At 50.3% G+C, this 12,282-nt stretch carries 12 protein-coding genes; 5 read left to right on the top strand and 7 right to left on the bottom strand.

Annotated elements, in window-relative coordinates:
- Positions 1 to 16: 16 nt before the first annotated feature.
- Positions 17 to 1,918: a molecular chaperone HtpG gene (gene htpG / locus ACOQPM_RS19155; RefSeq protein WP_420631866.1), complete on the top strand. Its 1,902-nt coding sequence runs from the start codon at positions 17 to 19 to the stop codon at positions 1,916 to 1,918.
- A 74-nt stretch (positions 1,919 to 1,992) separates the two neighbouring features.
- Here htpG and ACOQPM_RS19150 read toward each other — a convergent pair whose 3' ends face one another.
- The 6 genes from ACOQPM_RS19150 to ACOQPM_RS19125 form a co-directional block, all read right to left on the bottom strand.
- Complete coding sequence (locus ACOQPM_RS19150) at positions 1,993 to 3,690, bottom strand: hypothetical protein (protein ID WP_420631865.1); 1,698 nt, start codon at positions 3,688 to 3,690, stop codon at positions 1,993 to 1,995.
- 253 nt (positions 3,691 to 3,943) lie between these two features.
- Positions 3,944 to 4,294 carry a VOC family protein gene (locus ACOQPM_RS19145; RefSeq protein WP_420631864.1) on the bottom strand — a complete coding sequence of 117 codons (351 nt, stop codon included), beginning with the start codon at positions 4,292 to 4,294 and terminating at the stop codon, positions 3,944 to 3,946.
- A gap of 144 nt (positions 4,295 to 4,438) precedes the next feature.
- Complete coding sequence (locus ACOQPM_RS19140; protein ID WP_420631863.1) at positions 4,439 to 4,672, bottom strand: type II toxin-antitoxin system Phd/YefM family antitoxin; 234 nt, start codon at positions 4,670 to 4,672, stop codon at positions 4,439 to 4,441.
- A 228-nt stretch (positions 4,673 to 4,900) separates the two neighbouring features.
- Entirely contained in the window at positions 4,901 to 5,455 is a 555-nt protein-coding gene (locus ACOQPM_RS19135; RefSeq protein ID WP_420631862.1) for an ankyrin repeat domain-containing protein, read from the bottom strand.
- Positions 5,452 to 5,910: a VOC family protein gene (locus tag ACOQPM_RS19130; protein WP_420631861.1), complete on the bottom strand. Its 459-nt coding sequence runs from the start codon at positions 5,908 to 5,910 to the stop codon at positions 5,452 to 5,454. The genes ACOQPM_RS19135 and ACOQPM_RS19130 overlap by 4 nt, the downstream gene beginning before the upstream one ends.
- A gap of 13 nt (positions 5,911 to 5,923) precedes the next feature.
- On the bottom strand, positions 5,924 to 6,352 hold the full coding sequence (locus ACOQPM_RS19125) for a nuclear transport factor 2 family protein (protein WP_420631860.1): 429 nt from the start codon (positions 6,350 to 6,352) through the stop codon (positions 5,924 to 5,926).
- 435 nt (positions 6,353 to 6,787) lie between these two features.
- Between ACOQPM_RS19125 and ACOQPM_RS19120 the strand changes: the two genes are divergently transcribed.
- Complete coding sequence (locus ACOQPM_RS19120; RefSeq protein ID WP_420631859.1) at positions 6,788 to 7,270, top strand: DinB family protein; 483 nt, start codon at positions 6,788 to 6,790, stop codon at positions 7,268 to 7,270.
- Between the two features lie 45 nt (positions 7,271 to 7,315).
- Positions 7,316 to 7,726, top strand: a complete 411-nt coding sequence (locus tag ACOQPM_RS19115) for a VOC family protein (RefSeq protein WP_420631858.1) — start codon at positions 7,316 to 7,318, stop codon at positions 7,724 to 7,726.
- Here ACOQPM_RS19115 and ACOQPM_RS19110 read toward each other — a convergent pair.
- Entirely contained in the window at positions 7,701 to 8,492 is a 792-nt protein-coding gene (locus ACOQPM_RS19110; protein WP_420631857.1) for an SDR family oxidoreductase, read from the bottom strand. The two genes, ACOQPM_RS19115 and ACOQPM_RS19110, sit on opposite strands and share 26 nt — an antisense overlap.
- Before the next feature lie 130 nt (positions 8,493 to 8,622).
- On the opposite strand from ACOQPM_RS19110, the gene ACOQPM_RS19105 reads away from it, so the two are divergent.
- Entirely contained in the window at positions 8,623 to 9,531 is a 909-nt protein-coding gene (locus tag ACOQPM_RS19105) for a DMT family transporter (protein ID WP_420631856.1), read from the top strand.
- A gap of 11 nt (positions 9,532 to 9,542) precedes the next feature.
- Positions 9,543 to 12,233: a reprolysin-like metallopeptidase gene (locus ACOQPM_RS19100; RefSeq protein ID WP_420631855.1), complete on the top strand. Its 2,691-nt coding sequence runs from the start codon at positions 9,543 to 9,545 to the stop codon at positions 12,231 to 12,233.
- Positions 12,234 to 12,282: the final 49 nt, after the last annotated feature.

Raw genomic sequence — 12,282 nt, 5'->3', positions numbered from 1 at the left:
TAGAGGAGAATGCCAAATGACAACTGCTGAGAAGACCCCAACTGCTGATTATCGCTTTAAGGCCGAGGTGAAGCAGCTACTGCAAATCCTTGTCCACTCCCTCTACAAAGAGCAAGACATCTTCCTGCGCGAACTCATCTCGAACGCCTCCGACGCCATGACGCGGCTTCACTTTGAAATGCTCACCAACAGGGACGTGCTAGACCCCGACGCCGAGCTTGCCATCCGCATCGAAATCCCCGAGGTGGGTGATGATGAGCCAAAGAAGATCATCATCAAAGACAGCGGTATCGGCATGACCAAAGATGAATTGATCACCAATCTGGGTACGATTGCCCAATCTGGCGCGCGCGAATTTTTGGCCAGGCTGGATGAAAACGATGAGCTAGACCCCAGCGACGTGATTGGGCAGTTTGGCGTCGGTTTCTACTCCGTGTTCATGGTCGCCGATGAGGTGCGCGTGGTTTCCCGCAGCCACAAAAAGCGGGCCAAAGCTGCCGCCTGGGTCTCTGACGGCTCTGACGAGTTCCACATCGAACCCGCCGACAAAGCAGATCGCGGCACGGAAATGCACATCACCCTCAAGAAAGATGCCGCAGAGATGGCCAGCGAGTGGAAGCTGAAACAAATCATCAAAAAGCATTCTGACTTTGTACGCTACCCCATCTACATTGGCGAGGAGCAGGTGAACCAGCAGACGCCGCTTTGGCGGAAACGGCCGTCCGAAATCGAAGCCGAAGATTACAGTAACTTTTACCGCCAAATGACGATGGATTTTGAAGAGCCGCTGCTCACTGTTCACTTTAGCTCTGATGCGCCAGTGAATGTGCGGGCGTTGCTCTTCATCCCCGCCAAGCGAGAGCCGGGCATTTTGGCCTCGCGCAAAGACCCTGGCGTGATGCTCTACTCGCACAACGTCCTCATCCAGGAATATTGCACCGATTTGCTGCCCAAATGGCTGGAATTTGTGGATGGCGTGGTGGATTCGGAAGATTTGCCCCTAAACGTGAGCCGCGAGACAGTGCAGAACAACCGCCTCATGCGTCAACTGGGTAAGATGATCAAGGGGCGCATCCTGCGTGAGCTCAAAAAGCTGGCCAAAGATGATCCAGAGAAATATGCGCTGTTTTGGGGCGAATACGGCCGTTACTTCAAAGAAGGCATCGCCATAGACCCCACCGCCAAAGACGACGTGCTGCCTTTCTTCCGCTATCACACCTCCAAATCCGATGGCGAACTCACTTCGCTGGACGACTACCTGGAGCGCAAGCCAGACGGCCAAACCGAAATCTACTACGTCACCGGCGATTCCGTCACCTCCGTCGCCAACAGCCCCCACCTGGACCCATTCAAGGCGCGGGATTTAGAGGTGCTCTACTGGGTAGACCCGCTGGACGTACTCATCGCCCCCGGCCTGATGGATTACAAAGAAACGCCGTTTAAAAACATTGACGACGCCGATATTGAACTGCCAGAAACGGAAGATGAAGCCAAAGAGGAAGAAAGCGAAGAGACGCTGCCAGAGAAAGCATTCAACCAATTTGTAGGTCGCTGCGTTACCACGCTAGGCGACAAAGTCATCGAAGTGCGTGCCTCGAAGGTGCTTAAGGATAGCCCCGTGCGCCTAGTTGCCCCCGTTGACGCCCAAAACAAGGAGATGGATCGCATCCAGCGGCTGCTCAACCAGGATTACGAAATTCCCAAGCGCATTCTGGAAGTCAACCGCAGCCACCCGCTGGTTGCCAATCTAGCCAATCTTGTGGAAAACGATCCCGACAACGCGCTCATTAACCTGGGCATCGAGCAGCTCTACGATAGCGCGCTCATCCAAGAAGGGCTGCACCCCAACCCCGCCGACATCCTGCCGCGCATCCAGCAGCTCCTCACCCTCGCCGCCGCCCAAGCAGACCAAGCGTAGTGGTTTCCTGCGAGCATGTGTAAACAAAAAGCCTGTTGGCAATCTAGTCTAATGGGCTTTTCTTTTTTTCTTTATCATTTTGGAATCATGTCTATCACTGCAGAGAGATCAATATCTATCACTCCATCGTATTCAGAGTGACTTATATATGCGTGGTTCCCTGAAACCGAAATGTGACTTGGACCATTGTTCACTCCACCCAACGGCAAACTCAGCTGGTGAATTAAATCATTCCGATCGTAAATGGCTAATTCAAAATTTGCTCGATTTACAGCAAATAAATAATTGTCATGAAGTGCTAAAGACAAAGTATCTACGCCACGTCGCTTGTTCTTAATTTTTGGTTGCGTGTGGATAAACTTCACAACTTTGTTCATGTGCAAGTCTATGACGAGAATGTTCTTTGACAAACCGAGCATCCCCACATAAAGTAAATGACCTTTCTTAGCTAAAGCCATGGCACATGGCCATCCACGCTCCCATTTGTCATCGCCTTCTAATACAAGATCGATTTTTGAAATAAATTGTTCTCTAATCGGATCGTAGACAGCTACAAAACTATTTGGAACATCAAGCCGTTCTCCTAGTCGTTGTACTTTATCTGTCTTGCTTGTCCTGTGTAAGCCAATGTAAATCATGCCTGTTTCTGGATGGCACGATATCGCACCTACACGGAGCCTTGCCTCTGGGTAGGATACAATCCTGAATCGATAATCCTTTGGATTAATTATGGCAAGATGATCTAGATTGTTACTCGCAAAAAAAACTAAGCCAGATTTTTTACAATATGCTAGCTTACCTTCGCCTCCCACACCTATTCGCTTGACAATCTGCTTGGTGGCTAAATCGATCACTACAACAAATTCTGAAAAAGTCTGTCCTACAAATAGCTTATCGCCGACCATCATGATGTCGCCAGGCGGAAAATATCTGATGGTGGGCGGGTTGTCTGGTCCCCTCCGTTCTGGTACTAGGCCAAGAGCTTCAGGCTCGTAACTATCTAATGTCATCTTGGAGAAATGCTTTTCTTCGAGATTGTAGAATGATAAGCTACTTGACCCAAAATTGCTGATGACGAGTTGATCTCTATAGATCAGTGTTTGACTTGCATACCCATTGTCAGGAAACTGAATCAATTCCCAGACAGTTACTTCAGTATTCTCTTCGACGAGTGAACGCAATATTCGTCCAGATTCCTGTTCTACGGATTTGAGGTTAAATTTGAGCGTGCTCTGTTCACTTTTGAAAGACGTTAGGTATTGAATTGCATTGGCAATCTCCCTTTGCATATCTTGGGACCAAACTGATTTGAATTTCAATGCCTCCTGTATGTCGTGTTTCCTGACATCTGCCAGCCATCGTTGTTTGAGATCGATCAAACGCTCTGCGGTCAGATTGAGTTGAAGTTCCCGCGTAGTGTGAGCCTCGCCATGATGATTTAAACACAGAACAACTAAGTTCTCTTCATCGTGACTGCGTGAATCACTGAATTCTCTGATGTGATGGACAATTATCCCTTGAGTCCGGTCACGGCAAACACAGCAAGTCATTCTGCTTTCGTATAGTATCTTGCCTAAAATCGCCAAGGGTATAGGTGGTCTTCGTTCACGAAGAATAATGTCAATATATTCACTAGGGAGTCCGATCGACTTAAGAGCTGATTCGTCCATGGCTTTCAGTCGAGTTAGGGTATAGCCATCCTTTGAGAGCTGGGTTGCTACTTGGAGATCAAAACCTCTTGTAACGAGAGCGACGAGGGTTTTTCGATTCATGATTAGTTTTCCTGCGCTTCGACATGGTCTTTAGAAAGCGAAAAACTTTATTTGGCTGCGGCATGGCGTCTCGCCACGCCGCTATTTTCAAGAGCCAATTGTACAGGATGGGGCGGTGGGTGGCACGGCGGGGCGTTGGCTACAGCGTAGCCGTCTTAATGTATTTGTTGGCCGATTAGTTCCGAACGAATCTCAGCCTTCATTGCAGCATCAAATTGGTTTTGGTAGACGTTAAAAATTTGAAATAAACGGCTCAATGATCGTTGGGGTTTACAAGCTGAAACCAATTTCCAGCAGGGTCTGTAAACGTGTAGCATTTCTCTGAATCCACTATGCCTTTCATTTTCACACCTTTTTCTTGCAAATGCGCCAAACGTTGTTCAACATTATCTGTATAAATAACAAAGCCAACATTCGTATCTTCATACCGATTGGCCGCTGTCTGTTTGTGCCCAGGCCGAATCAGGATTTCTAATTGGCCATTCTTGAGCCAAAAAAATTGTTCATTTTGAATGGTAACCAGATCAAACCCCAATATATCCCGGTAGAATGCCTGTAATTCAAGGGGATTTTGGGCAAAGATTTCCAGATGACCTAATTTCATGATGACTCCTTCCAGAAATAATCTCAGGAACGACAATCACACAAATTGCCAGTTCGGTAGCATCTTGCAGAATTTGAAATAAACGGCCGCTTCCAACTTCTTGGATATACCTTTTTGCGACCGCTGAAGAGTCTATGGTCAATTTCATGTGCTATCGGCTCGGTCTTCAAGAATGGCGTAAGACAAATCAGTTCCTTGGAGCTGAAGTTGAACCCCTTTTTGTTTCCAGGCAGGTGTCTTTGCGGGCTTATCTGAGAACGGAATCATTTCGGCAACTGGTTTTCCATGCCGTACAATGACAAATCTCTCACCATGTTCAACCAGGGTAATAAACCCAGAAGCTTTTTTCCGAAAGTCGGTGAACGTAATTGTTTTCATTATTACCTCCCATGATATGTGCATTAAGGCGCAAGTATGCGTTGCCACGCTGTTATTTTCAAAAGCCAATTGTACCGAATGGGGCGGTGGGTGGCACGGGGTGGGAAAGAGGATGGGCAACCGCACCGGCTGCCCATACGAAGTTCTTGCTGATTATTTGAAAGTATTAGACGCTTAATGTCCTTGCACCGGATGCTCAGGTTGCAACGGCCGTTGCTACCCCTAAAGCTACGCAGAAAGAAGCGCAATCAGCACCTCATCTTCCCGTAGTTCAGCAATGTCCAGGGCGGTTTGGTCACGGAAGTTAGTGGCCGTTTTGTCTGCGCCGCGTTCCAGAAGCCATTTTGCCATTGCGTGACGGCCGTACATCGCCGCCGCGAGCAAAGGTTGGTCAGGACTTTGCGTGTTGCCGCACGCTGCCAGCATCTCCACCAGCTCCACATTGCCGCTGAGGGCGGCGTGAAACAGCAGCGAAATGCCGTGTACGCCGTTGCCATTCGCCAACTCAGGAGAGGCATCCAGAAAGGCTTCAACTTCTTCTTTTAGGCCAAACATGGCGGCAGTGTAAATGTTCATGGGTGCGCCCTGATCAAGCAAAAATTGAGCAATGGCGCGGTTACCCACATGGGAGGCAGCTTCCAGCGCAGTTTCGTCGAATTCTACATATTTTTCGTTGAGCAGACGCGGCTCGGCGGCCAACATTTGCTGCACAACTTCCAGATTGCCGTGTGCGGGCAGGACAAAATTGCGAATTTGTTCTTGGGTAAGCGGTTCTTGGTTCATGAATTTCTCCGAGGGCTAAAAGTGTGTTTTACTAAGTCGTAATCATAAGTGGTTATTTCATAAAGGTGGCCGTATGGATCGCAAAAGTAGATGGACCAGGCGAGGCCGTGATCAACCACACGCTCGCGGGTGAGCCGTTCATTTTGCTGATTGTACACGACAATTTCTTCTAGCCGAGCTAGAAACTGCATAAAGCCAGCACCATCCACGCCAAAGGCGACGCGGTGATGCCCAGCCGTAGGCCGATTACCTTTTGGTTCGCCCTGAAACAGCGCCAATTTGGTGTTGCTGTTGGCTGTGGTCAGCATAAGCGGGCCATCTTTTGCCCAAAATTCAAACTCTGGGATGATGTGCAGGCCGAGAACGTCAGCATACCATTGGGCTGCTTCGTACTGGTCTGGTACGAACAGCTCTACGTGATCAATTTGTTGTACGCGAAAGGGTATGTTTGACATGGTTTTTTCCGCCCTATGGATAGTTGCCAATGTGCCACTCAAATTCTTTCCCTTCATGGGCAATAAATTCAGCAAAATTGGCTGGCCCTTTGCGGTGGTACTCTCGCCAATGGGCTATTTTGCCGTTTTCAATTTGTACAACTGCAATCCCTACATCAGCCAGTTCCTTGCCGAGCAGCCCGAAGCTGAACTCGCCCATGCCCACCTGTGTCGCCTCATTAAAACATAGATTGTGAAAGGTCATGTAGGTTCCTGGGGTGAGGGCAGCAAAATACGGCCGTAACTGTTCATGCCCCATGTAAAGTTGACTATTAGGTGGCTCCATGTAAATGGCATCTTGCGTGAAACAATCGAGTGCTGCTTGGCTGTTTTGCGTTGTCCAACTATTGGCAAGCTGCGTCATTAGCTGGATAAATTGGTCGTCAGTAAGTTTGGATGTCATGTTTACCTCAGATTACTTTTGACTCTCACACAAATTGTAATTGTTGTAAAAGTATTCGATTTTAGCATTGGTCAAAGGGGCCGTAAATAACCTGTCCAAAAGGGCAGGGGTGCGATGAAAAGTTGTGTAAAAGACTACAAAAGTCTTATGAAACAGTGATTTTAGGCAAAAAATTCAGCCAGAGACTTTTGTAGTCTGCCTGCTTACACAAAAAATAATCGCACCTAAAGGGCAGGAAAATGGTTGCGGAATCAGAACGTATGGTCTACTATTGTGGAGCGTATAGGGAAGATTGTAGATTGTGCAGTTGAATGGAGCAATTCATGCGAGCATGAGAATCAAAATTGTCGATTCTGAGGCGGGTTGCGCGTCGTTTATGTAGAAGCTGTTTGCTAATTTTCAAGACCTATCCCGCTTTTACAAAAGGAGACAAAGATGTCAGCTGTACAGAAATTGATTCAATCATTTCAAACGACGACCTGGATTATCAACAAGCAAGCCGAGGGCTTAAGCCACGAACAGATGCTTTTGCAGCTACCGTTTCGGGGCAACTGTTTCAATTGGGTGCTAGGTCATATTGCCACCAACCGCGATCAGGTGCTGACGTTGCTGGGGCAGGAAGCCATTTTTAGTGAAGATGAGGTGGCTTTGTACAAGACAGGTTCGGAACCAGTGATTGAGGTAGGAACGGCCGTACACAGCAATAAGCTCCTAGACGCCATCCGGGAATCTCAGGCTCGCATTGAAGCTGGCCTAAAAACAGTCTCTGCTGAAAAGTTAGCCGAGATATTTAATGAAGAGCATCAACAAACGGTAGCTGATCGGATTGCTGGCCTGCATTGGCACGAAACGTACCACACGGGCCAGCTAGAGCTTCTGCGCCAACTTGCAGGCACCAATGACCGGATTATTGGCTGATAAAAAAAGCGTATTGCGTGGTGCGTATAAGGAGAAATAGCAGATATGGCAGATAAACCGTACAAAATTGTAGATTTGAACTTTGTCTCGCTCTACTTTTTGGATTTGGAGGAAGCGGCCGCTTTTTACACAGGCATTTTCGGCCCAGCAGATCAAATCTACAAAGAGGGGCCACATTACGGCTGGAAGCTGGGGGCAACCTGGCTGACGCTATTTGAAAGCAGGGGTGGCACTGTGCCGAGGCAGGGGCCGGCCAATACGGAGTTTGCCGTTCAGGTGGCGGAGCCGGGCGAGGTAGACCGCCTGTACGATGCGCTCATTGCTGCTGGCTGCAAGCCGTGCCATACGCCAGAAGACACAGAAATGTACGTCCCAATGCGCTTTTGTTGCGTAGACGATCCGTTTAACGTGCGGATTGATGTGTACTGCCTCATAGACCCCCCCGCGAGCGAATAAGCTGGCCGGTAATCCAGCCTGCTTCAGGCGAGGCTAGGAACCGCACCAGACGAGCGGCATCTTCTGGCGTGCCAATGCGCCCCATTGGGGCCTGGGCCACAAATTGCTGGTGTAAATCGTCGGGAATCCAGCCAGTGTCGGTGATGCCGGGGTCTATGGCGTTGACGGTGATGCCTCGGTTGACTAGGGCTGCGCTCAGGCTGAGGCTAAACGCTTCAACCGCGCCTTTGCTGGCAGCGTAGGCTAGTTCATCGGGCATGGGGCCGTGGCTTTGCCCAGAGCTGAGGTTGATGATACGGCCGTTTTCCACCCAAGCTCCCTCATCAAATTGCTGCACAAACGCCTGGCACAGCAAGGCCATCCCCTGCACGTTGACGGCAAGATGGTTTTGCAGGGAGACGGCCGTTAGCTCTTCAATGTTGCCGTTCACCGAGTGGGTGGCGTTGTTAACCAGAATGTTGGCCTGACCAAACCGCTCCTGCACCATAGCAAACAGTTCGGCCGGGGCAGTGGGCTGGCTCAAATCCAGCTCCAGCCCGGCAGCTTCTACCCCCATTTGCTGCAAGTCCGCAATGATTTCGGTGGCTTCGTCCGCCTGGCTGCCCCAGGGCATGGTGGCGTCGTACGGCCGAAAGTAGGTGGTGAAAATGTTGCAGCCCACTTCGGCCAGAGCGCGGGCAATGGCCGCACCAATGCCAATTTTGCGGCTCACGCCAGTGATAACGGCCGTTTGCCCCCGCAGCATATCTGGTTGCCAATGGGTCATATTCATTTGCCTCCAGTGTGGATAGTTTTAGTAGCTAGTCGTTGGTACTGATGACTAGCCACTAGCCACCAGCCGCTATTACTTTCTCTTGTTGACGGCCGTTCCGCCAACCGCTACACTGTTTCCCGCAATGGTACAACAAAACTCCCCCCCAGGCGCATTCCCCCTGCTAAACAACGTTCCCCTGGTGCTCACCATTTTGCTTTTGCTGGATAGCCTGCATTTTGTCTTTGCCCGGCTACTGCGGATTTATTTGCCACCCGTGCAGGCGGCGCTTTTTGTTTTGGGATTTGCCACGTTGGAAACGGCCGTTTTCCTCACCTGGAAGCGCCAAATTCAGCTAAAGGTTCTGCGCCACAACATCTGGTTTTTTGCGGCCGTTGGGTTGCTGGTGGCTGGTGCAACCTCGCTCAGTTTTGCCTCGGTGCGTTATGTGGATGCCGGTACGGCCTCGATGCTGGCCCAAACGACCACCCTGTTTGCTTTAGGATTTGGCCTGTTTTGGCTGCGTGAAAAGCTGCAGCGGCTAGAGCTGCTTGGGGCAGGTATCGCGCTGCTGGGTATTTTTGTCGTTAGCTTCCAGCCAGGGGACGTGCTGCGGTTGGGGTCGCTGATTGTGCTGGCCTCATCTTTTTTGTATGCGCTCCATGCGGCTGTGGTGAAACGGTACGGGCAAGAACTTGATTTTGCCAACTTTTTTCTGTTTCGAGTAGGGGGCACTACGTTCTTTTTGCTCATTTTTGTACTGCTTCAGGGGGAGGAAAGTTGGCAAACGCCCAGCAACACGGCCTGGCTGGTGCTGCTGCTGGTGGCCACAGTGGATGTGGTGTGCAGCCGCGTTTTGTACTATTTGGCATTGCGCCGTTTGCAGATGAGCCATCACGCCATTTTGCTAACGCTTAGTCCGGTCATTGCCATTCTATGGTCGCTGCTGCTGTTTGGCGAAGGCCCAACGTGGCAAGGATTTATTGGGGGAACGGCCGTTCTTGCGGGTGTCATTATCGTAACTTGGCAGCAGCGTAGGCCAAAACTGAGCTAAGGAGCTATTTTATGAATTTCACAAATCAGAGGAACTTTAATTTATTACTGTTTTTAGGATTCGTTGGGTTAATCTTGCTGCTGATTTTGCTAACGATGGCTGGCAGGCAGCACAACGCAACGGCCGCACCGACTGGCACCCAATCGGCAGACGGCATCTGGCAGGACGTGGATGAGACTTTGCTGCGCGTGGCGGATGAGCGGGTGATTGTGCCAACGGCGTACCGCACCGTTTCGCTCAATTGGGATGCCCTGGATGGCGTATTGGCCAATGCGCCAGAAAGCGCTGCGGTGGCGGATGAGGTTGTTCTGGCTCTGCCGTTGCCGGATGGGAGTTACGGCCGTTTCCAAATTTACCAAACGGCCGTCATGCACCCCGACCTCGCCGCCAAATTCCCAGAAATTAAAACATACGCAGGCGTTGGTCTGGATGATCCCACCGCCTATGCCCGGCTGGACACCACGCCCAAAGGGTTTCACGCCATGATTTTATCGGCAAACGGTACAATTTTTATTGATCCTTATAGCAAAGAAGAAACTGGAGCTTATATCAGCTATTTCAAAGATGATTTTGCGACAACAAAATCCGGGATTATTGAGCCACCGTATACCGATCTTTCAGAAGTGGAAGAATTTAGCTCAATCATGGGAACGATAGTTTCAGGTTCTCAGCGCCGGACATACCGTTTGGCAGTGGCTACAACTGTGGAATACACAGCCTACCATAGCGCAGGCAGCCCGACGGTTGCGGAAGGTTTGGCGGCAGTCGTAACCACAGTTAATCGTGTAACAGGTATTTATGAGCGAGATGTGGCGATTACTTTTGAACTTATTGCCAATAATGATCTGATTATTCACACGGCCGAACCGGATGGCTATACAAACGGTGACAGCGTCGCAATGGTTAGCCAAAACCAAAGCAGGCTGGATTCAGTAATTCTTGATGCAAATTATGACATTGGCCATGTTTTTGGCACTGGGGATGGGGGGTATGCGCCGGGAGACACCTGTGTTAGCGGCTCTAAGGCACAGGGCATGACGTCTACTGATGATCCCATCGGCGATCCGTTTGATGTTGATTATGTATCCCATGAAATAGGGCATCAATTAGGGGCAGGTCATACATTTAACAGCTCAATATGTTCGGGGGCGATTTGGCCACACCTCGCGTTTGAGCCAGGCAGCGGTACGACGATCATGGCCTATGCTGGTATTTGCCCTACACAAAATATTCAGTTGAATAGTGATGATTACTTTCATGGAAGCAGCATTGAAGAAATGTTTACTTACACAACTGTGGGGTCGGGCAGCAGTTGCGGCACTGTGACAGCTACCGGCAATACACCACCCACGGTTGAGGCTGGTGCCAGTTACAATATCCCTCTGAACACCCCCTTCACGCTCACAGGTTCCGCAACTGATCCTGATAACGATGCGGTGTTTAGTTACAATTGGGAGCAATTTGATACGGGGCCAGCGGGGCATCCTAATGCACCTGTTGGCGATGCGCCGATTTTCCGCTCGTTCCCAGCGACGACTTCGCCTTCGCGCACGTTCCCGCAAATTTCTGACATTGTGAATAATACGCAGACCATTGGGGAGATTTTGCCGAGCTACGGCCGTACCATGAACTTCCGGCTAACGGTGCGGGACAACCAGGTGCCTGCCGGTGGGGTGGCGTATGATTCGACGACGGTAACGGCCGTTTCCGGCACGGGCCCTTTCCTGGTAACGGATCCCAACACAAATGAGACGTGGACGGGCAACACGATGGAAACCGTCAGTTGGAACATCGCCGGCACGGATCAGGCTCCTATTAGCTGTGCCAACGTCAACATTCAGCTTTCTACAGATGGTGGCTTTACGTACCCCACCGTTTTAGAGATGAACACCCCAAACGACGGAGATCAGGCTGTCTTCGTTCCCAACATCAGCACCAGCAGCGCCCGCGTACGCGTTAGCTGCGCCGACAATATCTTCTTTGATATTTCTGACGCAAATTTCACCATCCAGTTGGGTGCAGGTGGCGATCCGTCGCTGACGGTGAACAAAACGGTTGATCCTACTGGCAGCGTTTCGCCTGGAGATAGCTTGACCTATATGATTACGGTTGAAAATGTGGGGACGGCACCGGCCAGCAACGCTGTCATCACCGATACTTTTGCAACGGCCTTAACCAATCCATCGTGTAACGGCGTTTCCGGCGATTTGATGGACACGGTGGCGATCAATCCATCTAGCAGTATGAGTTATAGCTGTACGGCCGTTGTTGATCCTTCATTGGCGCTGGATGTGGAGATTACGGCCGTTCCCACCGTGATTTCCAGCACGGAAATTACCACCTACACCATCACCGTAACCAACAGCCACGGCAGCTTGAGCCTAGACAATGTTGAAGTAGCCACCACGCCCAACCTGATTAACTGCACACCGGCTCTCAATGTGCCACAGACATTAGGGCCAGGTGCTAGCCAAGTTTATATTTGTCCGAACAACTTAGGCAGTACAGAAGGCCCGACGACGGCCACAGCCACGGGAGAACTTACCATTAACAACGTGGCTCAAGCCGCCGACCCAGATGATCCCGGTGGGGAAAAGAGCAGCAGCACGGTGCAAAGTCAGGTCATCGTCATGGGCAGCGACAGCGTGATGGTGATGTTCTCAGATTATTTCTACACCTATTTGCCAGTTGTTACACGGTAAAAACGGAGACTGGAGATTGGAGACTGCGTGCTTAATCTCCAGTCTCTAG

This window comes from Candidatus Leptofilum sp. (genome assembly GCF_965223525.1).
Lineage (GTDB): Bacteria > Chloroflexota > Anaerolineae > Promineifilales > Promineifilaceae > Leptofilum.
This window is presented reverse-complemented; position numbering and strand designations above follow the sequence as displayed.

Excerpts from the sequence above, each read along its gene's own strand:
- htpG (WP_420631866.1), top strand. The coding sequence starts at position 17 with ATGACAACTGCTGAGAAGACCCCAACTGCTGATTATCGCTTTAAGGCC.
- ACOQPM_RS19145 (WP_420631864.1), bottom strand. The coding sequence starts at position 4,294 with ATGAAATTAGGTCATCTGGAAATCTTTGCCCAAAATCCCCTTGAATTA.
- ACOQPM_RS19105 (WP_420631856.1), top strand. The coding sequence starts at position 8,623 with ATGGTACAACAAAACTCCCCCCCAGGCGCATTCCCCCTGCTAAACAAC.
- ACOQPM_RS19135 (WP_420631862.1), bottom strand. The coding sequence starts at position 5,455 with ATGAACCAAGAACCGCTTACCCAAGAACAAATTCGCAATTTTGTCCTG.
- ACOQPM_RS19110 (WP_420631857.1), bottom strand. The coding sequence starts at position 8,492 with ATGACCCATTGGCAACCAGATATGCTGCGGGGGCAAACGGCCGTTATC.
- ACOQPM_RS19130 (WP_420631861.1), bottom strand. The coding sequence starts at position 5,910 with ATGTCAAACATACCCTTTCGCGTACAACAAATTGATCACGTAGAGCTG.
- ACOQPM_RS19140 (WP_420631863.1), bottom strand. The coding sequence starts at position 4,672 with ATGAAAACAATTACGTTCACCGACTTTCGGAAAAAAGCTTCTGGGTTT.
- ACOQPM_RS19115 (WP_420631858.1), top strand. The coding sequence starts at position 7,316 with ATGGCAGATAAACCGTACAAAATTGTAGATTTGAACTTTGTCTCGCTC.
- ACOQPM_RS19120 (WP_420631859.1), top strand. The coding sequence starts at position 6,788 with ATGTCAGCTGTACAGAAATTGATTCAATCATTTCAAACGACGACCTGG.
- ACOQPM_RS19100 (WP_420631855.1), top strand. The coding sequence starts at position 9,543 with ATGAATTTCACAAATCAGAGGAACTTTAATTTATTACTGTTTTTAGGA.
- ACOQPM_RS19125 (WP_420631860.1), bottom strand. The coding sequence starts at position 6,352 with ATGACATCCAAACTTACTGACGACCAATTTATCCAGCTAATGACGCAG.
- ACOQPM_RS19150 (WP_420631865.1), bottom strand. The coding sequence starts at position 3,690 with ATGAATCGAAAAACCCTCGTCGCTCTCGTTACAAGAGGTTTTGATCTC.